Consider the following 24,684-nt stretch of genomic DNA (forward strand, 5'->3'; position numbering starts at 1 on the left):
GAAGCATTGTCGCATTATTAGACGGTGTGACACTTCCATCGAGTGGCATGCACACACAGACCACGAAGCTCACAGCAGTCTCGCTGGCACTGCTGTTGCTGGTATCGTCCACAATCGCGATTGGAGTCGTCGGCGGTGCGTCCTTGCAGGAGGCTGGGAACGCGGGCAACGCCGCCGCGACGGTCTCGTTCTCCGACCAGACGACCGCGGGCACGACGGTCACCGTCGACTCGGTGACCGTCTCCGAGGGCGGGTTCGTCGCAATCCACGACAGCAGCCTGCTGGAGGGCAACGTCGTCGGGAGCGTCGTCGGGGTCAGCGGGTACCTCGAACCTGGCGAGCACGAGAACGTCGAAGTCACGCTGTTCGACGTTCCGGGCGCGGAGTTCGACCGCAGCGAACTGTCCGACGACGAGACGCTGATTGCGATGCCACACCGCGACACGAACGCCAACAAGACCTACGACTTCGTCGCCACGGACGGCACGGCCGACGGTCCCTACGTGTCCGACGGGGCGGCAGTCACCGACGCGGCCAACATCACCGTCGAGCAAGCGGAGGTCGTCGAAGGGGAATCGTACACCGTCTCGAACCTCTCGGCCCCGCTGAGCGTCGAACAGGGCGATACTGCGACCGTCACCGCGACGGTGACCAACCCCAACACCGTGGCTGACACGCAGGAAGTGGTGTTCCGGTTCGACGGCACCGCCGCAGTCCGCGAACAGGTCGAACTGGAGGCCGGCAACTCCACGACGGTCTCGTACAGCCTCAACACCTCGTCCGTCGACACCGGCTCGTACTTCCACGGCGTGTACACGCGGACGGACGGCGCACCGGCACAGATTCAGGTCGTCGACGAGCTCCAGTCCTTCGACGTGTCGGACCTCTCGGCCCCTGGCACCGCCACCGTCGGGGACGAGTTCACGGTGACCGCGACCGTGACCAACCCCAACGCGTTCGCCAGCGAACAGTCAGTCGAGTTCCGGTTCCAGGGCGCTCTCGTCGAGGCACGTGACGTCACTCTCACCGCCGGGGAGTCTTCGACCGTCGAGTTCCAGGTCGACGCGACGGGCGTCAGTCCGGGCACGTACATCCACAGCGTGTTCACCCGCGACTTCGGGCAGTCGGCGCTCATCACGATAGAGACACCGGGTGAGGGACCACCGACCGAGGAACCAACGGAAGAGCCGACAGAGACTGAAGAACCAACCGAGGAGCCGACAGAGACCGAAGAGCCGACAGAGACAGAAGAGCCAACGGAAACTGAGGAGCCGACAGAGATTGAAGAGCCGACCGAGACCGAAGAGCCGACCGAGACCGAAGAGCCGACAGAAACCGAGGAGCCGACAGAGACCGAAGAACCAACTGAATCCCCGGAGCCGACTGAGACGGAGGGGCCGACTGAATCAGAAGCGTAGGTCCGAACCGGGGTCCGGCGACACCCCCTGGCCGGCCCGACCACGTCGCTGACCGGTCACTGCGCCTGGCCTTCGAGCCAGGTCTCGACGTGGCCGACCACGTCGGTGAGGTGTGCCGTCCCCCAGATGGCCACGATGATGGCACCGATGCCGTCGAACACGAGGTCGAGCATCGTGTCCTGGAGGCCGAACTGCGTCAGAATCGTGTCGTTGCCCGTCGCCGACGCGGCGAGCGTAATCGAGAACTCGAGGACCTCCCAGAACACGCCGAAGGCCATCACGAACAGGAGGAGGAACACGAACAGGAACCGCGGGGGAATCGAAATCTGGTCGGTGTGTTCGTCGAGCGCGCGCACCGTCGTGTAGCCGACGGCGGCGACGACCGACGACGAGAGGGCGTGGGTGAAGTGGTCCCACCACCAGATGGTGACGTAGAAGTTCTCCTCGGCACCGGGGAGGCCGACGGTCCCGAGCGCGTGGAAGAACGCCGCCGACGTAATCCACAGCGTCAGCGCGGGGTCGAGCGCGATGCCGTAGTCCCGCTCCAGCAGCGCCGGGAGTTGCGTGACGAGGATGGCGACGGCTGAGTTGACGATGATACCGACGTTGCCCCGCTCGATACCGACCCCGAGAAGCACGATGAGCGTGACCGAGAGGGTCCGCGAGAGGAGCTGCTGTGTCGCCGTACTGATGCGGAGGCGGTCGCGGACCTTCATACGTCCGGCTGGACCTCCTCGGGGACGCGGCCGGTTCCGACCTGCTGGCGGACGTAGTACGCGAACACCACGCCGGCACCGACGCCGGCGATGGTCGACGCGACGAACTCCCACATCAGCGCCTCCTCGATGACGTGTTCGGACACCGCCGGGTCGAGGATGAAGGTGGTCCCGAGCAGCTGGTCGGCCGCCCAGCGGACGACCGCCCAGACGCCGGCAGTCGCCATCGTGGTGATGGCGACGAAGACGACGGCGAAGCGCGGCGTCATCCGCACCGGCGTGAAGAGCTGGAGTTCGACGGCGAGGATGAGCGCGATGGCGGCGACCGAGAGATACGTCGCGAGGTTCCCGGTCGTCGACAGCGTCGCAAACAGGCGGCCGACGACGGGCAACGCCGCCAGCAGGAGTATCTCCCAGGGAAGCATCGCGTACCGGTTTCGCAGCAGAACCGGCGGGAACAACGCCAGCGCCGCGACGGCGGCGGCGAATCCGGCCCACAGCAGGTCGGCCCCGACGGCGCTCGTGACCGAAACAGCGGCGAGCATGGCGACGATACACCACGCGGCGAGCGCGTTGACGCGCCTATCACGGAGCAACCGCGCTACGTCTCGGTTCATACTCCCTGATATGCATCGACCGGAAAAACCCTATCGCCCGCCGTCGCCGACCGTTCAGAGCGCGCCGTAGGCCATGGCGTACGCGAGGGCGGCCACGGTCACCGCTGCCAGCCCCGTCACGAGCGTCTCCAGCCAGTCGACGCCGTCGCTGAACGGCCGGACCGGAGCCCCGATGACACCCAGCGCGAGGACGCTGAACACGAAGTGTGCCGACCGCTCCAGCGTCGGCGCGGGCAGGAACAGGACGGCCGCCGCGTAGCCGATTCCCAGCGCCGCCCGCGGGCGGACGTGTTCGGTCAGCGTCTCCTCGCGGAGGTGGACGTACGTCCACACGGCGAGCCAGACCGTCGCCAGCTCGATGGCGAACGCCGCCAGGAGGTGCGTCGTCGGGTCGGGGTGGAGCAGCACCCGCTCGGCGACCACCGTCACGTCGAAGGGGTACAGGAACGGGGGCGGACCGCCGGTGAAGAGGTCGCCGAACGGGTGGGAAAGCAGCCCCAGCAGCGCCAGCCCGGTCACCGTCCGGGGGCTGATGTCCCGGGACTGTGCGACCGTGGCGACGGCGAGCGCGGCCACGACGAACACGGCGGTCACGAGTGCCGCGACGGGGCCGCTGAGCGCGCCTGTGAGCGCCGTTAGCACGACACCGACCGACAGCGCACCGATTCGAGCGGCCCGCGAGCCGGTCGCCCAGAGCCCTGCCGCCGCGGCGAGTACGACCCCCAGCACGAGCGAGTGTGTCGGCCCGCGGTGGACGACGTTCGCGGTCTCCCAGAAGCCGTCCGCCGTCAGGTTCTCCGCGGCCCCGACGAGCAGGCCGAACGGGGCGTAGACGATGTCTACGTCGGGGACCGCGGCGAACAGGCCGGCGACAACGCCAAGCTGGACGGCTCGCTCGCGGGAGAGCCCGAGCCACCAGGCGGCGAGGGCACCGAGTGCGAATCCGAACAGCGCGTGGCCGACGAACATACGCCCAGTTGGGCGGCGAGCGGCTTAAACACCACGTGTGAACGGGTAGCGTGGCTCTCTCTCGTGTTCAGGAGTCCGATCCGACCTTCGTCCAGCGTTCCTCGATGGCCGCGTTGGCCCTGACGACGGTGTCGCCGTCGACCCGGAACCGCGTCTTCCGGAGTTCGATGGCGGCCACCTCGCCGGTGGTGTCGCCCGCTTTGACGGTGTCGCCGGGGTTGAAATCGGGGTCACGCAGGAGGTAGACGCCCGCGACGGCGTCCTTTATCATCTCCGAGAGCGCGTAGGAGACGCCGAGCGCGAGAAAGCCCGTCGCGGTCCCCAGCGACGCCGCGATGGCGGTCAGGCCGACGATAGAGAGGAAAGAAAGCGCGACGCCGAACCACAGGAACACGAGGACGATGACCGCGAGGAACTGCCGGTAGACGGGCGACTCGCCGGGCAGCGACCGCTCCAGGACGGTCCTGACGACGAACATAATGGCCTTGATGCCCACCGCGGCGACCGCGAGGAAGACGAACCCCGTTATGAGGCGCGGCAGCGCGTCGACGACGTTCGTGACTAGCTGTTCGAGCGCTCTGTTGATGACACCGACTTGCACGCCGGATGGTGGGCGGAGAGGCCCCTAAGTGTTGGCCTCGGCCGGTACGGTCGCCTCGCCGGGGTGACGGACCACTTCGTACTCGCCGTCCTCGGTGATGCCGATGACGGCCCAGTCGTACGGTACCTCTCGCCGGGTGAGACGGCGGCTGAGGTGCGTCGCCTCGCCCGTGCGTGTGACGAAACAGCGCATGTCGCCGCCCTCGGGTATCGGGTCCTGCGAGTCGAGCACCGAGACGGTGACGACGCGCCAGCCGCGCTCCGCTCGCAGTTCGGTGCCAGTGCGCGACACGGTGTATCCGAGGTCGTCGAATATCGACCGGGCCTGCTCGTCGAGTGATGTGGTAACGGCCCCCATCTGAGAAGCAGTACCACTGGCTATCTGATAAACGTTCCCACTAGCCACGGCGCTGACAGTTTCGTCCGCCTACTCGTGGGCCGCGTCCCACTCCTCGGCCTTCCGGAGGTTCGAGCAGTCGTTACAGCGGATGCGCCCCATCGAGTCCATGGCGTTGTTGAACGTCTCGCAGTTGCTGCAGAAATAGCCCCAGCGGTGCTCGCGGTCGGCGTCGCGGTAGACGACGTAAAACGCGCCTTTCGTGCCGATGTCGCCGTCGCTCCGGTCGACGTACAGCGTCTCGCCGTCGGGTCCGTCGAGTGCGTCCATACGTGGTCATGACGGGCCAGCGGCTAAATCACTGCGGAAACCATTAGTGGCTGGTTCCCCTGCACTGTGGGTGTGAGTCCCCGCCTTATCCAGTACTCCGACGTGGAGAAAGCGTACGACACGCCCGAGCGAATCGGACGACTCGCGGGGACGGTGGCCGCCGCCGACGGCCCTGACGCCCTGGCGGTCGGGACCGGGGACAACACCGGCCCGGGGGTGCTGTCGCTGGTCACCGACGGCGAGCAGTCCCTGGACCTGTTTACCGCCCTGACGCCCGCCTTCGAGACCTTCGGGAACCACGACTTCGACCACGGGCTCGACGCGACGCGGGACATCGTCGCCAGGTCCCCCCAGACGTGGCTGACGGCGAACGTCGAGCGGGACGGCGTCCGCTTCGCCCCGCGGTTGACCCGACCGTGGGCGAGTCGGACCGTCGACGGCCAGCGGGTCGGCTTCGTCGGCGTGACCGACCCGGACACGGCCGCGGCCAACCCGCAGGCGACGACGCTCACCTTCACCGATCCCGTCGAAGCCGTCGCCGAGGCGACCGCGGCGCTGCGAGCGGCCGGAGCCGACGCCGTCGTCGTGCTCTCGCACCTGGGGCGGGCCGACGAGGACCTGGCCCGCACCTGTGACGTGGACGTGATTCTGGGCGGGCACGTCCACGAGCGCCGCATCGACCGCGTCGCCGGCACGCTGCTCACCAGACCGGGGGCCAACGGCCAGGCCGTCGTCGAGGTCGACCTCGGCGGGACCGAACCGACCGCGCAGTTCCGCGAGACGGCCGACGGACCCGTCGACGACCGCGTCGAGAGCGCCCTCGCCGACCGGCTAGCGGCCGCGGGGCTGGACGAGGTCGTCGGCCACGTCGACGAGCCCATCGACCGGAGCCGGGCGACGACCTACGGCGGCGAGTGCCGCCTCGGGAACCTCGTCGCGGACGCGTACCGCTGGGCGACGGGGGCGGACGTGGGCCTCCAGAACAGCGGGGGGCTCCGGAACGACACGGTCCCGCTGGAGGGGGCACTGACGGTCGCCGACATGGTTTCGGTCGTCCCCTTCGAGGAACCCTTGACCGTCGCCGAACTGACCGGCGCGGAGCTGCGGACGCTGTGTCGACAGGGCAGCGGCCGAGCGGTCGGGTTCGGGGAGCCGGACTGGTGGCACGCCCACCTCAGCGGCGTCGAACTGGTCTGGAACGACGACACGCGGACCGTCGAGCGACTGCGGGTCGACGGGCAACCGGTCCGCGACGACGAGACGTACACGCTCGCGACGAGCAACTACCTCTACCACACGGAGCGGGAGTTCCCCGTCCTGACCGAGGCTCACCGGGTCAGCGTCGCCGACGTGCAGTACGAGGCCCTGGCCGACTACGTCCGCGAGACGGACGTCGGCCCGACCGTCGACGGGCGGCTCACTCGTCGCTAGCGATTTAAGCCTCGGCACGGTACGTTTCGGCGATGCCACAGGTCGTCGTCCCGGTCAGATACCCCCTCTCGGAGAACTCCCGCGCCACGCTCGCGGAGGCCATTCAAATCGCCGACGAAGAGGACGCTGACCTCACCGTCCTGCACGTGAACCTCTACCAGAACGGCCACCGGGTCAACCGGACGGAGCTCAAACGCGCCGTCGAGCAGTCGTTCGGCCACGTCCCGCGGACGCGGTACGTCGTCCGCTCGGGGATGCTCGTCGAGGAGACGATTCTGGACGAGGTCGCCGCCCAGGAGGCCGACATCGTCGTTATCGGGAGCAAGCAGGCGAGCCGCTGGCGAAAGATGATACGCCGGCTGGTCGACGACCCCGACGTCGAGCAGTTCCTCCGCGAGGAACTCGACTGCGAAATCGTCACGGTCCAGCCCGACGCCCAGTCCAGCCGTCACTCGTCGGCCGGGTCCTCCGGGTCCTGACGCGGCGGGACGGGCGAGTTGCCCGACGCCGTAGGGGGCCCTTCGGCGGCGTTTAGCCCGCCCACCCCGTCGCTCAGCGAGACGTTCATCTCCCCGCTGGTGTCGTCGAAGTACAGGTGCGAGTGCGGGTAGGCGATTTCGACGTCGGCGTCGTCGAGCCGCCGCCAGACGTTGGTCTGGACCTTCGAACGGGCGGTGAGCAGTTTGTACGGCTCGGTCACCCAGTACCTGAGCGTCAGCAACACGCCGTGGTCAGCGAAGTTGTTGATGTACGCCGTCGGCGCAGACGGGTACCGGGCGGCACCGACGCGGATGTTCGGCCCGCCGGCGATGACGTTGTCCACCTCCCGGGCCGCGTCCTCGATGAGGCTCCGGGCCGCGGGGATGTCGCTCTCGTAGGTGACCAGCACGTCCAGCGACAGCCGCGTCCGGGAGTCCTCCGCCGAGTAGTTGACGACGTCGCGCTGGCGCATCTCCCCGTTGGGGATGACGAGGAACGTGTTGTCGAGCGTGAACACCTTCGTGTGTCTGAGCGTGATGTCCTCGACGAACCCGCGCTGGCCGCTGTCGACGAGCTCTATCATGTCGCCGATTTCGTAGGGCTGGTCGGCCAGCAGGAAGATACCGGAGATGAGGCTCCCGAATATCGGGGCCAGCACGACACCGACCACGGCCGTGAACACGGTGACGGACAGCGCGATGTCGCCCAGTTGCAGGCCGTAGATGTTCAGGATGGTCAGCAACGCGAAGATGTACACGCCGGCGCGGATGCTGCGCAGCGCCGTCCGGGTGAGGCTCGGCCGCCGGAACTGGCGAGCGACGCGCCGACCCAGAAGCCGGATGAGGACCCGCGAGACGACGATTGCCAGCGCGATGACGACCAGCGACCGCCCGATGTTGGCGGCCCACATTGGAATCTCGAAGGGGAGTAGCCCGCCGATGTCGGTGGCCACTTCGGTCGCGACCTCTGTCGCGGTCTCGGTCGGCGTCGCAGTGGGTGTCTGTAGCGGCCAGACAGGGCCAAAACGCATGGCATGGACTCGACCCTGCCACGAGAAAAGGGTTCCCCTCCCGAACTACTTAGCCCTCACACCCCCTCTGTACGGACATGTCTCCAGACGACGTTTCGGTGGTCCTCGACGACGACCGGCCCCCGGTCGACACGCTGGCGGTCGGCGTCTCGGAGTACGGACTGGCCGGGCTCACGGCCGTCGACTACCTGGCCGACCAGCTCGCGATGCGCGAGGTCGGCCACCTTCGGACGCCGGGGCCGCCGTACATCACCCCATTCGAGAACGGGACGCCGAGACACCACACGCGGTTGTACGTCGCCGAAGCGGCGTCGTTCGCCGTGCTCGTGGGCGAACGGTTCGTGCCGCCGGGCCAGGCGGGCTCTCTCGCCGAGGCCGTAGCGACCGCCGCGGACCGGCTGGACGCCTCGAACGTCACGATGCTCACCGGCGTCCCCATCGCACACGGCCCGGACGACCACGTCCCCTTCTACATCGCGACGCCGGAGTACCGGGCAGCGTACCTCGACGACACCGACATCAGACCGATGGGGAACGGGTTCCTCGAAGGGCTGAGCGGCGAACTCGTCGCGCGGGCGCTCGACGGCGGTATCCCGACCGGCGTGTTCACTACGCCGACACACCCGCAAGCGCCCGACGCGGCCGCCGCAATCAGACTCCTCACCGCGCTGGGAGAGGCCCACGCAATCGACATCGACACCGGGCCGCTGGAGGCCTTCGCCGCGAACATCGAAGCCCACTACCAGGCGCTCGCAGAGCGGATGGAATCGGCCGAGTCAGAGACGCAGGTAGATGACCGAATGTATATGTAAGGATAGAATATCGAAGCAAACGTCCGCCTATACCCCGAATAAGTCAATAACAATTCCACATTGTGGGTGAAAAATCAAACAGTCCGCCGACACCTTTTTCAGCGTACAGCGCGTTCGTTTCTACGATGACCTCCACCGAAATCTATGCGACCGGCGCGGTCGATTCGGACCCGCCGCCGCGGACGCGGTCCAAGACCGCGCTGTTCTGTCCCGCCTGCGGTCACGAGAGCGCGGTGACAGGCGACTGGACAGTCGAATCGACCGAACACAGCCATCGACTCCGGTGTCCGGAGTGTGACAGCGTCGTCAAACAGCGGTAAGCCGCTGTCGGCGTCGCGTCTTCTGCTAGTATTCGTGTATCCCGTCGTCAGTGACGACCGTATCCAGCAGATGCGTCGGCGTAGCGTCGTAGGCCGGGTTCGCGACCTCGAAGCCGTCCGCCGGTTCCCGGAGCACCTCCGACGGTGACCGGTGCTCGTTCTCGAAGGCGAAGGCCCCGTCGACGTACTTCGCGGCGGAGCCGACGACCGTCACCGGCACGTCGTTGTCCGCGGCGGCCGTCGCAATCGGGTAGGTCCCGATGCGGTTGTACAGCGTGTCGTCGACGATACAGTCCATGCCGACGAGTACGCGGTCGACCTCCGGCATGAAGTGGCCGGCGGCGCTGTCGACGACGAGCGTCACGTCGACGCCGTCCCGCTCGGAGAGGTGTCGCGCCATCTTCCGGCCGATGAAGCGGGGTCGGGACTCGGTGACGTACACGTCGAACGTGTGGCCGGCCTCGACGGCGTCGTCGATGGTCGCCAGCACCGTCGAGGAGAAGTCGTGGGTCAACAGCACGTCGTCGTCGGCGATTTCCGACACCGCGCGTTCGGCGGCGCGGTCCTTGGCCGACTCCACCGCCTCGATGACCTCGTCGATGGCCTCGATAGTCAGTTCCTTGGCAGTCGCCACGTCGTCGGGGTCGGCCGCCGAGACGGCGTCGACGATTCGGTTCTGGGTCGTGTGGAGCGAGGCGTGCGAGGGGTTGGCCCGGCGGAGGGCGCTGCTGTTGCGGCTCAGCGACCGGAGGTAGTCTTCGGCCGTCGGGTACTCCCGCTCGGTCAGCACCCGGAGCGCCTGGGCGGCCTTGACTGCGACCACGGAGGAGCTATGTGTCTGCATCTCCGCGATTTCCTCGACAGTCTCGTCTATCATACCGGTGGCTGTGAGTTGAACCGATATGTGTCTTCCCCTCGCCGTCGAACAGCATTTAACGCCGTCTCACGTTTGGGGTGATAGACGGCTATGGGACGGTTCAGCACTGACACGGTCGGGATGACGGAGGGTATCGGCGTCGCCGTACTCGTCGGGCTGACGCTGCTCGTGACGGCTATCGTCGGACTGAACGTCCTCGTCATCGGGGAAGACGACGGCGGCGGCCCGCAGGCGAACTTCAGCTACGACTATATCTCGGACAACTCGGTCCTCATCGTCACCCACGAGCGCGGCGACGAGTTCGAGGCCGGCAACGTCGAGTTCGAGGGCCCCGATACGCGGGTCACCTGGGCCGAGGTGGCCGGCCAGGAGCCCGCGGCGGCCGTCGGCCCCGGCGACATCGTGCAACTGAGCAGCGGGAGCGCCTACGGGCAGCGAGTCAGCGGCCAGGACACGATACGGATATACCACAACGCGAGCGGGAACCGGACCCAGCTGGACCAGTGGAACGGCACGAACTGACGGTCAGTCGGCGGACACGGCGGTCCCACGGTCGCTCCGTGCCGGCCGACCGAACCACTCGTCGAAGGAGAGCGGTCCCGCGCCCATCGTGAACACGGCCGAGGCCATCCCGAACAGCGTGATGTGAGCGAGCACCGGGTCGTCCGGGAGGCCAAACAGCGTCGTGGTAAACAGGACGAAGGAGACCGCCGCCGCCCCGCGGGTCATGAAGCCGAAAATCAACACCAGCCCGACCAGCGTCTCGGTCAGGCCGGCCCCGAGCACCCACATCCCGGGGTCGACCGGCACGACGGCGGTGAGGTCGTACTTCTCGACGACGAGCAGCGACCGGCCGGGGTCGGCGAGCTTCTGGAACAGGCCGAGGTAGATGAACGTCACGCCCATGCCGACCCGGACGACGACCGGGACGGACTCGCGGTACGGGGCCGTCGCCGAGTCGAGGAAGCCCTTGAGGTGATGGACCGGGTCGACGCGGCCGTAGTAGGTCCCGTCGGTGCTTGCGACCTGCTGGAGCATGTGGTCGGCGCTCGGGCGGCCGCCGCCGAGTATCAGCAGCGCCAGGAACGCCGGGACGTACTCCATCGCCAGCACGACGCCGGGGTCGACGCTCACCGCCCAGGCGTAGGTCACCAGTCCGACGGCCGTGACGATGCGGGTCGCCAGCCCGAACAGGAGCGTGAAACCCAGCCCGATGAACAGGAGGCGGACGAGCGGGCTCGCTGTCGGGTCGAACGTCACCGTCGGGGCGAACAGGTACCCCTGGAACCCGGCACCGACGAGGGGCAGCCCAACGCTGAGCCGGAGCATCCACGGGACGAGGTCGGCGTAGCCGGCGAGCACGTCACGGAGGACGACGACGTCGGCAATCGTCGGCCGGACCCAGAGATAGGCCGCGAGCCCGCCGGTCACGGCCAGCCCCGAGACGCCGAAGACGGCCGCGTTCACCGGGTCGGCAAGGACGGACAGCGCGAACGCGACCGCATCGAGCGCCGCGCCCGGCCCGTCGGTCACGTAGTCGACGTGTGCCGCCGCAGGCCGTGTCATGAGTGTGAGAACGAGCGCGACGACGCCGGCGAGGGTCGGGATGCGCGTGTCCATACCTTAGAATTCGGGGTCCGGCCACCTAATCCTTGGTCCGTTCCACGTCGCCGAACGGCCGCTAGCCCCCGTAGCACCCCTCTCCGTAGGCGGTGGAATTATATCCACGCCTGTACTACTTATACGGCAGTGAGCGTCAACATCGAGACACAGGTCGTCGAACGCGGGGACGACGAACACGTCGACGCGGCGTGGCGGCTCAAGGAGGCCATCCGCGAGTCCGACGGGGTGCTTCGGCAGCGCCGGGGGTTCTTCCGCGACGCCTACCGCCGGTCGACCACCTACCTCTACATCGACCGGTCGGAGGACCGCCTCATCGGCTTCGCCGCGGTTCGACGCGACGGCTACGTTCTCTTTCTCGCGGTCGACGGCGAGTACAGGGGCCACGGCTTCGGCAAGCGGCTCGTCGCCCGCGTCGCCGATGACTACGGCAGCGTGACCTGCCACGCCCGGGCGACGAACCGGGAGGCCATCGGCTTCTACAAACACATCGGCTTCGAGATTCGGCGACGCATCGACAACTACTACGAGGACGGCGGCGACGCCTACTACCTCAAACTCGGCGAGGACTCGATTACGGACAAACTGTCGAAGTTCCTGCGCGGCTAAGCGAACGCTTTTCAAGGGACCTCCCCAACGAGGTAGCCGATGGAAGAGCGGACCCGCGCGTACCTCCGTGGCCGGTTCGGCGACCACTACCGCCAGGCGTCTGTAACGCCGCCGCCGGCCGCCAACGAGCGCGAATGGGGATTTATCCCGTGGACCGAGGGCCCGGGCGAGACGATGGTCCGCCATCGCTCGCTGCTCGACCTCGGCGAAATCGGGGACTTCCTCGGCCGCCGGAAGCCCCGTCACGTCTACTTCTCCGCGGGCCGCTACGACGAACCGAGCGCCTCCACGATGGCCGAGAAGGGCTGGCGCTCCTCGGACCTCGTGTTCGACCTCGACGCCGACCACCTCCCCAGCGTCGTGCTCGGCGAGGACAGCTACGCCGAGATGCTCGAAAAGTGCAAGGACGCGCTGTTGCGGCTCCTCGACTTTCTGGAGGACGACTTCGGCTTCGACGATATGACCGTCGTCTTCTCGGGCGGCCGTGGCTACCACGTCCACGTCCGTGACGAGCGGATTCGCCACCTGGAACGGGACGCGCGCCGGGAAATCGTCGACTACGTCCGCGGCATCGGGCTGGAGTTCGACGAACTCGTCGACGAGGAATCAGTCGCCGGCACGGCCGGCCGGTCCAGCCCGGCCCAGAAGCGGACGCTCTCGACGGAGGGCGGCTGGAGCGCCCGCGCACACCGCCACATGCTCGCCGTCGTCGACGACCTGCTGGCGATGGACGAGGCCGACGCGCTGGACCGACTGCAGGAGTACGACGGCATCGGCGAGGGGAAGGCGACGGCGGCGCTGAACGCCGCCCGGTCGAACTACGAGCAACTGGAGGCCGGCAACATCGACGTCCATCCGGCGTTCTACCAGCTGGCGAAGGTCCTGCTCCACGAGGTCGTCGCGGCGGACAACGCGCCGATAGACGAGCCGGTGACGACGGACACGAACCGGCTCATCCGCCTGCCCGGCTCGCTCCACGGCGGCAGCGGGCTGGAAGTCCAGCGTATCGACCGCGCGGACCTCGACGCGTTCGACCCGCTCGTCGACCCCGTTCCCGAGACGTTCCGGGGCCACGACATCACCGTCGAGGTGACCGACGGGGGCCTCGTCGAGCTAGATGGCGATAGCTTTACACTGGAGGCGGGTAATCAAACTGTACCAGAGCACGTGGGCGTGTTTCTCATGGCCCGCGGGCGTGCCGAGAAGGGGAAGGAATGAACGTAGACGAGCTCCAGTCCGTCCAGTCGCGCGAACGCCAGACCGACAAGCTCCAGCAGCTGCGCGAGACGTTCTACGAGGAGACCGGCCAATTCATTCAACAGCTCCGGTCGGAGCGCGACCGCGCGGCCGACCGCGCCGAGGACCCGTTCGACTCCCCCGAGGTCAACCGCCTGACCGACGACATCAAGACCGCCGAACAGACCGTCGAGGCCGTCTACGAGCGCCGCGTCGGCAAAATCGTCAAGATGGCGTCGCTGGCCGCGGCGGACATGCCGACCGAGGATGACGGCCTCACGCGCGAAGAGCGGGAGCTGTTCGAGACGATGGTCGAGGCCATCGAGTCCAACCGCTCGCACGTCCTCGACGTGATTGCGGGCGAGGCCCCGACCGGCGCGGTCGGCGACGAGCCGACGACCGACGAGCGAGATGCCCCGGACCCGCGCCAGGCGGCGGACGACGCGACGCCCGGTGCGCCCGATGCGCCGGAACCGACGCCGGAGTCTGGCGTCGACGCGGCCGACATGATGGGCAGCGGCGGCGACCCGTCACCGCCGCCACAGGACCGCGACGACCCGACGCCGCCGCCGGCCCCGCAAACGGACGGCAGTCCCAACGCCGGCGGCCGGCCCGACCCGGCGGACGTGCCGGCCGACGACAGCCCGGTCCCGCCGGCTGAAGCCGGTCCCGAGTCCGACCTCGGGCCCGCGGCGGACGGCGACGGGCAGGCGTCACCGGCCGACTCCGCGGGCTCCGGGGCCGACGACGTGGACCGGCGGACGGTCCGCATCACCGACGACGTGGGCGAGATATTCGGCGTCGACCAGCGCGAGTACGACCTCTCGACGGACGACGTGGTGACGCTCCCGGCCGACAACGCTGACCCGCTGGTCGAACGGGACGCCGCGGAACCGCTAGAGTAGCGCCACCGGGCGACCGGGCCGGTTCTCGCGTTCACACCACAGTCGTGTCACTGACGCTGCTACCACTAGATACACTTATGATACTTGGCTTACAGTAGTGAAGCATCATGAAGACGGCCCTCGCTGTCGCCCTCGCGGCGACCGTGGTTCTCGCCGGCTGCACCGGCTTCTTCGGGGAGACGACCGAGTCGACGACACCGGCCGAGACGGTAACCCCCACCGAGACGGAATCCGGGGGAGCCCCGCCGACGGAACCCGCGACCGCGACACCGTCGCGGACCCCGACGCCGACACCGGCCGGCGCTGAGCGGCTCGCGCCGGGTATCACCCGTGACGGTATCGTCAACCCCGTCGAACTGATGGCCGCCCACCAGCGTGAACTGCTCGCGGCGGGCTACGAGACGAACCAGACCGTCGTGAGCACGTACAACGGCTCGGTCAGCAACCGACTCGTCGTGCACACGACCTCGGGTCCGGACGGGGAAATCGCGTACCAGAACGGCACGGCCTACGGGTTCGACGCCGACGGCACCGAGACCGTCACTGGGAACGCCGTGTGGCTGAACACGACGGCGATGGTCAGCAGGCACGTCGAGGCCGGGAGCACGACCTATCGGGTCCAGCCGCGCCTGTACCCGCCGGAGTCGCTCATCTGGTACAGCGGGCTCCAGCGCGACATCCAGTTCGGCGCTGCCGAGTACGAGGTGACGAGCGTCGACCAACTCGACGGGAAGCGCGTCGTCACACTGGAAGCGTCCATCGACCGCGTCGACGGTGACGGCGTCGACGACACGACGGCGACGCTGCGGGTCGACGAGGACGGCGTCATCAGGTACGCCGAGACGGACGCGAACTACGGGGGCGGCAACGTCTATCACACGTACTACACGGTCGAGCGGCTGGGTGTGGCGCCGCCGGCACGGCCCGATTGGCTGGACGCCGTCCCGCCGAGCGCGTCGCTGAACGTGGGGCTCGACGTCTACGGCTTCGACGAGACCAGCGCCGAACTGGTCCACACGCACGGCGACGCCGCGCCGGTCGGTTCCATCGTCACGGTGGTCTCGAACGGGACGCTGTACGAGACGACGCTCGACGAGCCGTTCCGTGACGGCACACGCTACCTCTGGGTCGACACGAACGGCACGCTCCGGGCGACGAGCGAACGGCCCGACGCGGACGCCGTCCGCGAACTCGGGCCGGTGGTCACCGTCACCGTTCGCGCGCCCGACGGCGGGGAACTGTTCTCGACCAGCCTCGGCCGCTGACCGCGGCGGTCCGGCGACGGGATATTTACAATACCCTTGCTTATCTGACACGCATGAACACGTCCGTCCGTCTCGTCGTCGCCCTGCTTCTGGGCGCGCTCGCGTTCGCCGTCACGACCGTCGCGGTGACCGCCGGCTTCGAACCGGCGATAGAGTTCTCGCTCCTCATCGGCCTCCCGATGGGTGTCTCGGCGGGCCTGACGGGGCTGTTCGCCGGGTACGTCCTGCTGTGGCACCGCGACCGGGCGGCAGCGGGCACGCTCTCCGGGCGCGCGGTTCGGCTTCGGGCGGCCGCGCTGGCGGCCGTCGCGGACTTCTTCGTCGTCACCGCGGTTGGCGTCGCCCTCTACGCGCTCGCTGTCGGGAGCCTCGGCATCGGCCTGTTGGTCGCAGGGCTCCCGGTGACGCTGGTGCTCGCCGCCGCCGTCGGGTATCTCGTGGCCGGTGGCGGCCGTAGCGACCGGGGCAGGGTCCGGGCGCAGTGACGGGTGCCGCCGGCCTACGGCTCCGGCCTGGTTCCGAGCGTGAGTTCGACCGTCTCCCGCGTCCCGTCCCGTTCGATGGCCACGTCGACCGTCTCGCCGGGGCTGGTCTCCAGCGCGAGGAAGCTCCCGAGCGCCTGTCGAGTCGGTGTCGGCGTGTCGCCCATCTGCCTGACCACGTCACCGCCTGTGGGGACCTCCGTCCCGGAGACCACCGCACTCCCGTCGCTTCCTTGCAGGACGCCGGCCGCCGGGCCGCCGTCGAGGATGCGGTCGATGTACACGCCCGAGGCAGGCTCTAGGTCGTTCGCTTCGGCGAGACGCGGCGACACGCTCTGGAGGCCGACGCCCATGTACGGATGGTCGTAGTCGCCGGACTGGATGAGCGCCGGCACGACCCGCTGAGTCAGCGGGGCCGAGATGGCGAAGGCGACGTTGTCGCCGCCGCCGGAGTTGATGACGCCGACCACGTCGCCGTCGAGCGTGACCAGCGGCCCCCCGCTGTTGCCCGGGTTGACCGGCGCGTCGGTCTGGACCGCGTCGGCGATGGAGAAGTTGTTGGCGCTCTGGAGCGTGCGGTCGACGCCGCTGACGATGCCGGCCGACACCGACCCCGAGAGGCCGAAGGGGTTCCCGATGGCGACGACTTCCGTCCCCACCGTCGGTTCGGTCTCGACGAACGACAGGGGGGTCACGTCCGGCGTCGCGCCGACGCGGAGGACCGCCAGGTCGCTGTACACGTCCGCGCCGACGACGGTGGCCGACCGCCAGCCGGTGTCTGCGAAGCGGACGTAGTACTCGTCCCCGCCGGCGACGACGTGTTCGTTCGTGACGATGTGCTCGTCGTCGATGAGGAAGCCGCTCCCCTGCCCGCCGGGGGCGGCGTCGGAGAACACCCTGATGGAGACGACGGCGTCGGCGACCGCTCGATACACGTCGGCGTAGACGCTCTCGGACTGTGCGACCGCCTCGCCGGACGCCGACCGGTCGGCGGCGGCATCGTCCGATTCGCCGGCGGTCCCCGGGCTCTGGCACCCGGCCGTCGCCGCGACGCCCGCCCCGAGGGCACCCAGCATCGCCCGGCGCGTGAGAGACTGCTTCATACTGGGCCGTAGGCCCGGGGCGCGAAAAAGGCACGGTCGGGGCCGACGGGCCTCCGGCGGCGCTGTCGCCGAGGCCGGAACGGGCACAAACTACAATCGTCACGACGGCATACGGGGGGTCATGGCAGAGGACTCATCGGGAACGAAGACCCCGACGCCGGGGTTCGTGTTGCCCGGCTTACGCTGCGGTGTCGAGATGGCGCTCGTCGGGACCATCGTGTTGCTCGTCGGCCTCCCGGCGGAGGAGCCGATACGGCTCGGAATCGTCTTCCTCGCGGCGCTGCTGGCGATGACCGTGGTGCTGTTCTGGGCGGTCGGCCGGCACGTGCGCCGCTGGATTCGCTACGCACAGGGCAAGCCGACCCGGAACACGCCGTTCGACTGAGAGTCCTGTCGGCGTCCGCTCCGTGGCACGGGTGCGGCCGACTGGATTAACAACAAATCTCCATCTCTTTATTAAGAAGTCCCACTTCGAGCCGGAATATTAGCAGGTGAATTAATAAGACAGGGTAGCCTAGCGCCGATAATGACGGATTCCGGCGGCTGTTCGGACGGCTGTGGGCGTGACGGCGTGAGTGCCGACGGTCCCCCGACGGACGGGCCGCGGGTCGCACAGCTGTCCGTCCCGGAGATGGACTGCCCCTCCTGTGCGGGCAAGGTGGAGTCGAGCGTCCGCGAACTGGCGGGCATTGAGGCCGTGGACCCACAGGTGGCGACGGGCCGGCTCACCGTGGAGTACGACGGGGCCGAGACGGACGCGGACGCGATAGCGGCACGCGTCGAGGCCGCGGGCTACACCGTCGCGGACGACGGCGGCGCGACCCGTCAGTTCAGCGTGCCGGAGATGGACTGTGCCTCGTGTGCCGGCAAAGTAGAGAGCGCGCTCGGGGCGGTCGACGGTATCAGAGCCGTCGAGACGCGCCCGACCACCGGAACGGCCGTCGTCACGTACGACCGAACCGCGGCGACGGAGGGCGACCTCGTGGCGGCCATCGAGAGCGCCGGCTACGAGGTCACGGAGACGGCGGGGGAAGACGAGACGGCCACCGGCGGGACCGACGGGGCCGAGTCGCTCTGGACCAGCCCGCGGGCGCTGAAGACCTGGGTCAGCGGCGTGTTCGTGGCCTTCGGCCTTCTCTTCGAGTTCCTGCTTCGCGGCGCGAACGCGCAGGTCGGGGCCGTGCTCGGGTCGCCCCTACACGTCGCCGACATCCTGTTCCTCGTCGCCGTGGCGACCGGAGGGCAGGAGATACTGCGCAACGGCTACTACTCCCTGCGAAACCGGAACCTGGACATCGACCTGCTGATGTCCATCGCCATCCTGGGCGCGCTGACCGCGAGCCTGGCCTTCGGCGAGGCGCTGTACTTCGAGGCCGCGACGCTGGCGTTCCTGTTCAGCGTCGCGGAACTGCTGGAGCGCTACTCGATGGACCGCGCCCGGAATTCGCTGGCGGAACTGATGGACCTCTCGCCCGACGAGGCGACGGTCCTGCGGGACGGCGAGGAGGCGACGGTCCCCGTCGACGAGGTGCGGGTCGGCGACACCGTGGTCATCAGGCCCGGCGAGAAGATTCCGATGGACGGCGAGGTCGTGGAGGGGACCAGCGCGGTCAACCAGGCCCCCATCACCGGCGAGAGCGTCCCGGTCGACAAGACCGAGGGCGACGAGGTGTACGCCGGGACCATCAACGAGGAGGGGTACCTCGAAGTCCGGGTCACCGCCGCGGCCAGCGACAACACGCTCTCACGCATCGTCCAGATGGTCGAGGACGCCCAGTCGAACAAGACCGAGCGCGAGCAGTTCGTCGAGCGCTTCTCGGCGTACTACACGCCGGTCGTCGTCGCCTTTGCCGTCCTCGTGACGCTGGCGAGCCCCGCGGTGCTCGGCGTGGCGTGGTCGACCGCCGTCGTCCACGGCCTGACACTGCTCGTGCTCGCCTGCCCCTGCGCGTTCGTCATCTCGACGCCGGTCTCGGTCGTCTCGGGCATCACCAGCGCCGCCAAGAACGGCGTCCTCATCAAGGGCGGCAACCACCTCGAAGCGATGGGCGCGGTCGACGTGGTCGCCTTCGACAAGACCGGCACGCTCACGAAGGGCGAACTGACCGTCACCGACGTGGTACCGCTGAACGGCAACAGCGAGGAGGACGTGTTGCGGTGCGCCCGCGGCCTCGAACAGCGGAGCGAGCACCCCATCGGCGAGGCTATCGTCGCGGAGGCGGGGTCGGCCGGCGTCGAAAGCGTCGCCGTCGACGACTTCGAGAGCATCACCGGGAAGGGCGTCCGGGCGGACCTCGACGGGACGCCCCACTACGCCGGCAAGCCGGGGCTGTTCGACGACCTCGGCTTCGACCTCTCGCACGTCCACGCAACCACCGACGGCGGCGTCGTCACGCGGACGGCACAGCACATCTGCGAGCGCAACAACTGTCTGGACCTGCTCGAAGAGACGGTGCCGGCGCTCCAGGCCGAGGGCAAGACGGTCGTCATCGTGGGGACCGAAGACGAGATAGAGGGCGTCGTCGCCGTCGCCGACGAGGTCCGCCCGGAGGCGACGGCGGCCGTCGCCCGCTTGCGCGAACTGGGCGTCGAGCGCACGGTGATGCTCACCGGCGACAACGAACGCACCGCGGGCGCTATCGCCCGCGAGGTCGGCGTCGACGACTACCGGGCCGAACTCCTGCCCGACGAGAAGGTCGCCGCAATCGACGAACTGGTCCAGGAGTACGACGGGGACCGAGGGGAGCGGTCGTGGCCGCGCCGGGGCGCGTCCGGCGGCGTGGCGATGGTCGGCGACGGCATCAACGACGCCCCGGCGCTCGCGAGCGCGACCGTCGGCGTCGCCATGGGCGCAGCCGGCACCGACACGGCGCTTGAAACGGCCGATGTCGCTCTGATGAGCGACGACCTCTCGAAGCTCCCGTACCTGTACGAACTGGCCAACGACGCCAACGGCGTCATCCGACAGAACGTCTGGGCCAGCCTGGCGGTCAAGGCCGGCCTCGCGCTCGCCGTGCCGTTCAGTCTGGTCCCCATCTGGCTCGCCGTCCTCGCGGGCGACGCGGGCATGACGACGGCCGTGACCGGCAACGCGATGCGGCTCTCACGGATTCGCCCGGCTACGGACGGCGAGTGAACCGGCGGTTCGGCGTACTCCCAGTGTAGTATTAAGTGGCGGCCGCGAGTAGCGTGGACTGACATGGAGCTTACATGGTACGGCCATTCGACGTGGCACGTGACAGTCGACGACACCGAGTTGCTCATCGATCCGTTCTTCGACAACCCCAAGACGGACACGGACCCCGAGGAACTGGACCCCGACTACGTGCTGTTGACCCACGGCCACGCGGACCACATCGGCGACGTTGACCGCTACGAGGGCTGTGGGCTCGTGGCGACGCCGGAAGTCGTCGAGTACTGCGAGGACAACTTCGGCGACTTCGACGCCGTCGGCGGCATGGGGATGAACCTCGGCGGCACCGTCGAAATCGGCGACGCCTTCGTCACGATGCACCGGGCCGACCACACCAACGGGATGGACACCAGTTACGGCACCAGCGGAGGCATGCCCGGCGGGTTCATCATCTCGGATACGAAGCCGACGCAGGTCAGCGACGCGGAGTCGACGACGTTCTACCACGCCGGCGACACCGGCCTCATGACGGAGATGCGCGACGTCATCGGGCCGTTCCTCGAACCCGACGCCGCGGCCGTCCCGGTCGGCGACCACTTCACGATGGGGCCGATGCAGGCCGCCGTCGCCGTCGACTGGCTGGACGTCGACCACGCGTTCCCGATGCACTACGACACGTTCCCGCCCATCGAAATCGACACGCGGGACTTCGTGAACGAGGTCGCGGGCACCGGCAGCGACGCCGAGGTTCACGTCCTCGACGGCGACGAGACGTTCGAACTCTAGTCGGGCCGTTCCACGTCGGTCACGGTGAACCGCGCGCCGCCCGCCTCGCTTTCGCCCACCGACAGCGACCACCCGTGTTCTTTCGCGATTCGGCTGGCGATGTAGAGCCCGAGCCCGTTGTTGTCCGTCTCCGACGCGTAGCCGGCCTCGAACACCCGGTCCGGCGGCGAGACGTCGACGCCGGGGCCGTCGTCCGCGACGAAAAAGCCAGTCGAGGTGGCTCCAACGCGAATCGCGACGTCGGGGCCGCCGTGTTCGACGGCGTTCGAGAGCAGGATTTCCAGGAACAGCCGCATCGACTCCGGGTCGGCGAGCAGTCGCCTGTCGGACGTGACTTCGAGCGACCCCGTCGAGAGCGACAGCGAACTCCACACATCCCAGACCACCGACGAGAGCCGCAGCGGTTCGGGGTCGAACTCCGGCGAGTTGTTCGAGGCCAGCGAGACGACCTTGTCGACGATGGCGGCGAGTCGGTCCAGCGAGTCCGCGACGGCCGCCGCGTGCTCGTCGTCGGCCTCCATCTGCGAGAGGTGGCCGGTCGATACCTGGAGTTCGTTCCGGAGTTCGTGTGCGGCAAGCAGCGCCACCTTCCGGAGGCGCTCGTTTTGCTGTCTGAGGAGCCGCTCGCGCTCCTGCTGGTCGGTGATGTCCCGTGTGATCCCGATGAGGCCGGCCAGTTCGCCCCGCTCGTCGTACCAGGGGACCTTCGACGTTTCGAGGTGTCGCTCCAGCGACGGGGCGAACTCGTGGACGTCCAGGACGGCGGTCGCGTCGTCGATGACCTGCAGGTCGTCGCCCCGCGCCGCCTCCAGATACGCCGTCCCGGCCGGTAACCCGTCCTCGTCACGGCGGCCGAGCAGTTCCGGGGGCGCGTACGACGCGTCGTTGAGCAACACGTAGTGCCTGTCAGTGTCTTTCACGAACAGGTGTTCGGAGTTCCGTTCGAACATCGTGGCGAGAATCGTCTCCGGCCGCGAGACTGGACGGGCGGCCAGCGTCTCGCCCGCCTCGAGTGCCTCGCCGACCGCGGCAGCCAGCGACGGCGACCCGAGGTCGCCGTCGCCGACCGTGCGGATGTGGTCCCCCCGGTCTGCCTCGCTGCCGTACATCACCACGGGGAGGTCCGGGTAGAGGCCCGTGGCCGCCTCGGCCAGATGGCCGCCCGCCATCCCCGCACACGACACCGGGACGACGAGGCAGTCGGTCGGCGTCCGCAGCAGTGTCGTGTCGACGCGCTGGGGTTCGGTCGTCCGAACCCTCGCCTCGATTGCCGCCCGGTCGAGGGCCGCCTGCAACCGCTCTCCGGCGGCAGACTCGTCAGCGACGAGGAGAACAGTCGGCGGGGACATCAACACGCCCACGGTTCACACCGTGGTTGTAAATAGCTTTAGCAGTCATGAAAAATAGTGCGGTGGCGACGGCGACGCGAACCCGCACCGACGCGCCAGCGGGCCCGTGGGTCACTGCTGCCGCGAGTCACAACACCCGAGTATCCGGACGCCGTACTGCCGGGTGTGTCCGAAACGTACGTGTGCGCCCGGTGTCAGGCCGCCGTCGAGCGGGACTTCGAGGTGCGGTCGATAATCAAGACCTGTGACGACTGCGGTGAGAACGGTCGCTTCCTCCACAGGTCGCTGGTCGAATCGCTCGCCGAAATCGCGGCGGAGAACCAGCCGGACGGCTGGGAGCAGATGACACTGGACGAGCGGTTCGAGGCGGCGCTGAAAGAAGGGCTCATCACGGTCACCCGGACGTAACTCCGTGGCACGTCCGGCGGGACCGCTCCCTCAGTCCCACTTCGCGCCGGGGTTCGTCACCGCACCGTTGGCGGCGGAGCCGAAGTCGCTGTGGTACTTCGCCAGCACGCCGCTGTCGTAGGTCGGTTCGGGGTCGTAGTCTTCGAGGCGCTGTGCCATCTCCTCGTCGGTGAGGTCGACCGACAGCTCGTGGTCGTCGATGTCGATGGTGACGGTGTCGCCGTCCTCCAGGGCGGCGATGGGGCCGCCGACGAACGCCTCGGGCGCGACGTGGCCGATGGAGAACCCGCGGGTCGCGCCGGAGAAGCGACCGTCGGTAAACAGCGCCACGTCCTCGGCGTGACCCTGGCCGGCGACGGCCGAAGTCACACCGAGCATCTCGCGCATGCCGGGACCGCCCTGGGGGCCCTCGTTGCGGATGCAGATTACGTCGCCGGACTCGACGTGGCCCTCCTGGACGTACTCCATGGCCCCCTCCTCCTGCTCGAACACGCGGACCGGCCCCTCGTGGTGGAGGTGGTCCTCGCCGGTAATCTTGATGACCGCGCCGTCGGGCGCGAGGTTGCCCGAGAGGATGCGGATGGCACCGCGCTCGTGGATGGGGTCCTCGACGGTGTGGAGGTAGTCCACGTCGAGGTCCTCGATGGCGGGCGGGTCGATGCGGTCGAGTTCTTCCGCGATTGTGTTGCCGGTGACGGTGAGTTCGTCGCCGTGGAGCAGGCCGGCGTCGTGCAGCGCCTTCAGCACGACCGGGACGCCGCCGACCTCGTGGAGGTCGTTCATCACCTTCTCGCCGCCGGGCTGGAGGTCCGCTATCTTGGGCGTCCGGGCGCTGATGTCGTTGAACGTCTCGATGTCGAGGTCGATGCCGGCCTCCGCCGCGAGCGCGAGCAGGTGGAGGACGGCGTTGGTCGACCCGCCGACCGCGACCTGCAGGGCGATGGCGTTCTCGAAGGACTTGCGGGTGAGGAAATCCGAGGGGCGGCGGCGCTCCTGGACCACCTCGACGGCGAGTTCGCCGGCCCGGCGGGCTTCCTCGTAGCGGGACTCGTGTTCGGCTGGCGGGGAGGCCGACCCCAGGGGCGCGAAGCCGAGCGCCTCGGAGATGGAGGCCATCGTGTTGGCGGTGAACATCCCGCCACAGGAGCCGGCGCCGGGGCAGGCGTGCCGTTCCATCTCGTTGAGTTCGCCCTCCGTCATCTCGCCGTCGGCGACCGCGCCGACGCCCTCGAAGACGTTCTGGATGGTGACCTCGCGGCCGTCGTGCTGACCGGGCATGATGGAGCCGCCGTAGAGGAAGACGCTGGGCAGGTCCGTCCGGATGGCGGCCATCATCATGCCGGGCATGTTCTTGTCGCAGCCGCCGATGGTGACGATGCCGTCCATGCGCTCGCCGAAGGTGACCAGCTCCACCGAGTCGGCGATTATCTCGCGGGAGATGAGCGACGCCTTCATCCCCTCGGTCCCCATCGAGATGGCGTCCGAGATGGTGATGGTGCCGAACTCGATTGGCATCCCCTCGGTGTCGTCGACGCCGTCGTAGGCGGCGTCGGCCACGTCGTCCAGGTGGACGTTACACGGCGTGATGTCGGCGGCGGGGTTGGCGATGCCTATCATCGGCGAGGAGAGGTCCTCGTCGTCGTAGCCCATCGCGCGGAACATCGCGCGGTGGGGCGCCTTCTCGTAGCCCTCCGTCACCTCGGTACTCCGGAGGTCCGGGTCTTTCTCCGGACGCTCGCGGCGTTCCTGCTTGCTCATATTTGAGCGTCGCCGTGAGCAACCTTAAATAACTTGTACTCGCGCTACCGTCTCACACGGAGCACGGCGAAACCGACCGGTGACCGTAGCTTC

At 68.4% G+C, this 24,684-nt stretch carries 27 protein-coding genes; 15 read left to right on the plus strand and 12 right to left on the minus strand.

The genetic code is table 11. The annotated features are described in order from the left end of the window. The first annotated feature begins 47 nt into the window (after positions 1-47). Positions 48-1,418 (plus strand): DUF7282 domain-containing protein, encoded by a 1,371-nt coding sequence (locus tag VI123_RS11100; protein ID WP_336338109.1) that lies wholly within the window; start codon positions 48-50, stop codon positions 1,416-1,418. Positions 1,419-1,474: 56 nt separating this feature from the next. On the opposite strand, the gene VI123_RS11105 is transcribed toward VI123_RS11100, so the two are convergent. From VI123_RS11105 to VI123_RS11130, 6 genes are all read right to left on the minus strand, one after another. Then, on the minus strand, positions 1,475-2,134 hold the full coding sequence (locus tag VI123_RS11105) for a hypothetical protein (RefSeq protein WP_336338110.1): 660 nt from the start codon (positions 2,132-2,134) through the stop codon (positions 1,475-1,477). Further along, complete coding sequence (locus tag VI123_RS11110) at positions 2,131-2,751, minus strand: hypothetical protein (RefSeq protein WP_336338111.1); 621 nt, start codon at positions 2,749-2,751, stop codon at positions 2,131-2,133. The genes VI123_RS11105 and VI123_RS11110 overlap by 4 nt, the downstream gene beginning before the upstream one ends. A gap of 54 nt (positions 2,752-2,805) precedes the next feature. Continuing rightward, entirely contained in the window at positions 2,806-3,720 is a 915-nt protein-coding gene (locus tag VI123_RS11115; protein WP_336338112.1) for a metal-dependent hydrolase, read from the minus strand. Positions 3,721-3,787: 67 nt separating this feature from the next. Continuing rightward, the gene (locus VI123_RS11120) at positions 3,788-4,321 is read right to left on the minus strand and encodes a mechanosensitive ion channel domain-containing protein (protein WP_336338113.1); all 534 of its coding nucleotides are present in this window, start codon (positions 4,319-4,321) and stop codon (positions 3,788-3,790) included. 24 nt (positions 4,322-4,345) lie between these two features. Next, positions 4,346-4,678 (minus strand): DUF7116 family protein, encoded by a 333-nt coding sequence (locus tag VI123_RS11125; protein ID WP_336338114.1) that lies wholly within the window; start codon positions 4,676-4,678, stop codon positions 4,346-4,348. Between the two features lie 69 nt (positions 4,679-4,747). Beyond that, positions 4,748-4,987 carry a DUF5816 domain-containing protein gene (locus VI123_RS11130; RefSeq protein ID WP_336338115.1) on the minus strand — a complete coding sequence of 80 codons (240 nt, stop codon included), beginning with the start codon at positions 4,985-4,987 and terminating at the stop codon, positions 4,748-4,750. 72 nt (positions 4,988-5,059) lie between these two features. Here VI123_RS11130 and VI123_RS11135 point away from each other — a divergent pair, with 72 nt between their 5' ends. Both VI123_RS11135 and VI123_RS11140 read left to right on the plus strand, forming a co-directional pair. Further along, on the plus strand, positions 5,060-6,418 hold the full coding sequence (locus tag VI123_RS11135) for a bifunctional metallophosphatase/5'-nucleotidase (protein WP_336338116.1): 1,359 nt from the start codon (positions 5,060-5,062) through the stop codon (positions 6,416-6,418). A 32-nt stretch (positions 6,419-6,450) separates the two neighbouring features. After that, positions 6,451-6,897 carry a universal stress protein gene (locus VI123_RS11140; protein WP_336338117.1) on the plus strand — a complete coding sequence of 149 codons (447 nt, stop codon included), beginning with the start codon at positions 6,451-6,453 and terminating at the stop codon, positions 6,895-6,897. Here VI123_RS11140 and VI123_RS11145 read toward each other — a convergent pair. Next, the gene (locus VI123_RS11145) at positions 6,867-7,928 is read right to left on the minus strand and encodes a mechanosensitive ion channel family protein (RefSeq protein ID WP_336338118.1); all 1,062 of its coding nucleotides are present in this window, start codon (positions 7,926-7,928) and stop codon (positions 6,867-6,869) included. The two genes, VI123_RS11140 and VI123_RS11145, sit on opposite strands and share 31 nt — an antisense overlap. Before the next feature lie 77 nt (positions 7,929-8,005). Here VI123_RS11145 and VI123_RS11150 point away from each other — a divergent pair, with 77 nt between their 5' ends. After that, positions 8,006-8,740, plus strand: coding sequence for a proteasome assembly chaperone family protein (locus VI123_RS11150; RefSeq protein WP_336338119.1), 735 nt, complete (start codon positions 8,006-8,008; stop codon positions 8,738-8,740). Between the two features lie 125 nt (positions 8,741-8,865). Next, complete coding sequence (locus VI123_RS11155; protein WP_336338120.1) at positions 8,866-9,060, plus strand: hypothetical protein; 195 nt, start codon at positions 8,866-8,868, stop codon at positions 9,058-9,060. Positions 9,061-9,085: 25 nt separating this feature from the next. On the opposite strand, the gene VI123_RS11160 is transcribed toward VI123_RS11155, so the two are convergent. Beyond that, positions 9,086-9,937 carry a translation initiation factor eIF-2B gene (locus VI123_RS11160; protein ID WP_336338121.1) on the minus strand — a complete coding sequence of 284 codons (852 nt, stop codon included), beginning with the start codon at positions 9,935-9,937 and terminating at the stop codon, positions 9,086-9,088. 90 nt (positions 9,938-10,027) lie between these two features. Here VI123_RS11160 and VI123_RS11165 point away from each other — a divergent pair, with 90 nt between their 5' ends. Next, the gene (locus tag VI123_RS11165; RefSeq protein WP_336338122.1) at positions 10,028-10,459 is read left to right on the plus strand and encodes a type IV pilin; all 432 of its coding nucleotides are present in this window, start codon (positions 10,028-10,030) and stop codon (positions 10,457-10,459) included. Positions 10,460-10,462: 3 nt separating this feature from the next. On the opposite strand, the gene VI123_RS11170 is transcribed toward VI123_RS11165, so the two are convergent. After that, positions 10,463-11,557: a DoxX family protein gene (locus VI123_RS11170; protein WP_336338123.1), complete on the minus strand. Its 1,095-nt coding sequence runs from the start codon at positions 11,555-11,557 to the stop codon at positions 10,463-10,465. A 129-nt stretch (positions 11,558-11,686) separates the two neighbouring features. Between VI123_RS11170 and VI123_RS11175 the strand changes: the two genes are divergently transcribed. The 5 genes from VI123_RS11175 (at position 11,687) to VI123_RS11195 (ending at position 16,057) form a co-directional block, all read left to right on the plus strand. Beyond that, positions 11,687-12,166 (plus strand): N-acetyltransferase, encoded by a 480-nt coding sequence (locus tag VI123_RS11175; protein ID WP_336338124.1) that lies wholly within the window; start codon positions 11,687-11,689, stop codon positions 12,164-12,166. Positions 12,167-12,205: 39 nt separating this feature from the next. Then, complete coding sequence (gene priS, locus VI123_RS11180) at positions 12,206-13,384, plus strand: DNA primase small subunit PriS (RefSeq protein ID WP_336338125.1); 1,179 nt, start codon at positions 12,206-12,208, stop codon at positions 13,382-13,384. Then, positions 13,381-14,307, plus strand: a complete 927-nt coding sequence (locus VI123_RS11185; RefSeq protein ID WP_336338126.1) for a hypothetical protein — start codon at positions 13,381-13,383, stop codon at positions 14,305-14,307. The genes priS and VI123_RS11185 overlap by 4 nt, the downstream gene beginning before the upstream one ends. A 107-nt stretch (positions 14,308-14,414) precedes the next feature. Next, complete coding sequence (locus VI123_RS11190) at positions 14,415-15,572, plus strand: hypothetical protein (protein WP_336338127.1); 1,158 nt, start codon at positions 14,415-14,417, stop codon at positions 15,570-15,572. A gap of 53 nt (positions 15,573-15,625) precedes the next feature. Further along, positions 15,626-16,057, plus strand: coding sequence for a hypothetical protein (locus VI123_RS11195; RefSeq protein ID WP_336338128.1), 432 nt, complete (start codon positions 15,626-15,628; stop codon positions 16,055-16,057). Between the two features lie 14 nt (positions 16,058-16,071). Here VI123_RS11195 and VI123_RS11200 read toward each other — a convergent pair whose 3' ends face one another. After that, on the minus strand, positions 16,072-17,157 hold the full coding sequence (locus VI123_RS11200; RefSeq protein ID WP_336338129.1) for a S1C family serine protease: 1,086 nt from the start codon (positions 17,155-17,157) through the stop codon (positions 16,072-16,074). 121 nt (positions 17,158-17,278) lie between these two features. Here VI123_RS11200 and VI123_RS11205 point away from each other — a divergent pair, with 121 nt between their 5' ends. The 3 genes from VI123_RS11205 to VI123_RS11215 all read left to right on the plus strand — a co-directional run bounded on the left by VI123_RS11205 (position 17,279) and on the right by VI123_RS11215 (position 21,076). Further along, positions 17,279-17,542: a hypothetical protein gene (locus VI123_RS11205; RefSeq protein ID WP_336338130.1), complete on the plus strand. Its 264-nt coding sequence runs from the start codon at positions 17,279-17,281 to the stop codon at positions 17,540-17,542. Between the two features lie 141 nt (positions 17,543-17,683). Further along, positions 17,684-20,293, plus strand: a complete 2,610-nt coding sequence (locus tag VI123_RS11210; RefSeq protein ID WP_336338131.1) for a heavy metal translocating P-type ATPase — start codon at positions 17,684-17,686, stop codon at positions 20,291-20,293. A 63-nt stretch (positions 20,294-20,356) separates the two neighbouring features. Further along, on the plus strand, positions 20,357-21,076 hold the full coding sequence (locus tag VI123_RS11215) for a metal-dependent hydrolase (RefSeq protein WP_336338132.1): 720 nt from the start codon (positions 20,357-20,359) through the stop codon (positions 21,074-21,076). Here VI123_RS11215 and VI123_RS11220 read toward each other — a convergent pair. Then, positions 21,073-22,425: an ATP-binding protein gene (locus tag VI123_RS11220; RefSeq protein ID WP_336338133.1), complete on the minus strand. Its 1,353-nt coding sequence runs from the start codon at positions 22,423-22,425 to the stop codon at positions 21,073-21,075. The two genes, VI123_RS11215 and VI123_RS11220, sit on opposite strands and share 4 nt — an antisense overlap. 165 nt (positions 22,426-22,590) lie before the next feature. Here VI123_RS11220 and VI123_RS11225 point away from each other — a divergent pair, with 165 nt between their 5' ends. Then, positions 22,591-22,833, plus strand: coding sequence for a hypothetical protein (locus VI123_RS11225; protein ID WP_336338134.1), 243 nt, complete (start codon positions 22,591-22,593; stop codon positions 22,831-22,833). 30 nt (positions 22,834-22,863) lie between these two features. Here the strand turns inward: VI123_RS11225 and ilvD are convergent, their stop codons facing one another. After that, positions 22,864-24,591, minus strand: a complete 1,728-nt coding sequence (ilvD, locus tag VI123_RS11230) for a dihydroxy-acid dehydratase (protein ID WP_336338135.1) — start codon at positions 24,589-24,591, stop codon at positions 22,864-22,866. Positions 24,592-24,684: the final 93 nt, after the last annotated feature.

It is taken from the genome of Haloarcula sp. DT43, from assembly GCF_037078405.1.
Classification (GTDB): Archaea; Halobacteriota; Halobacteria; order Halobacteriales; family Haloarculaceae; genus Haloarcula; species Haloarcula brevis.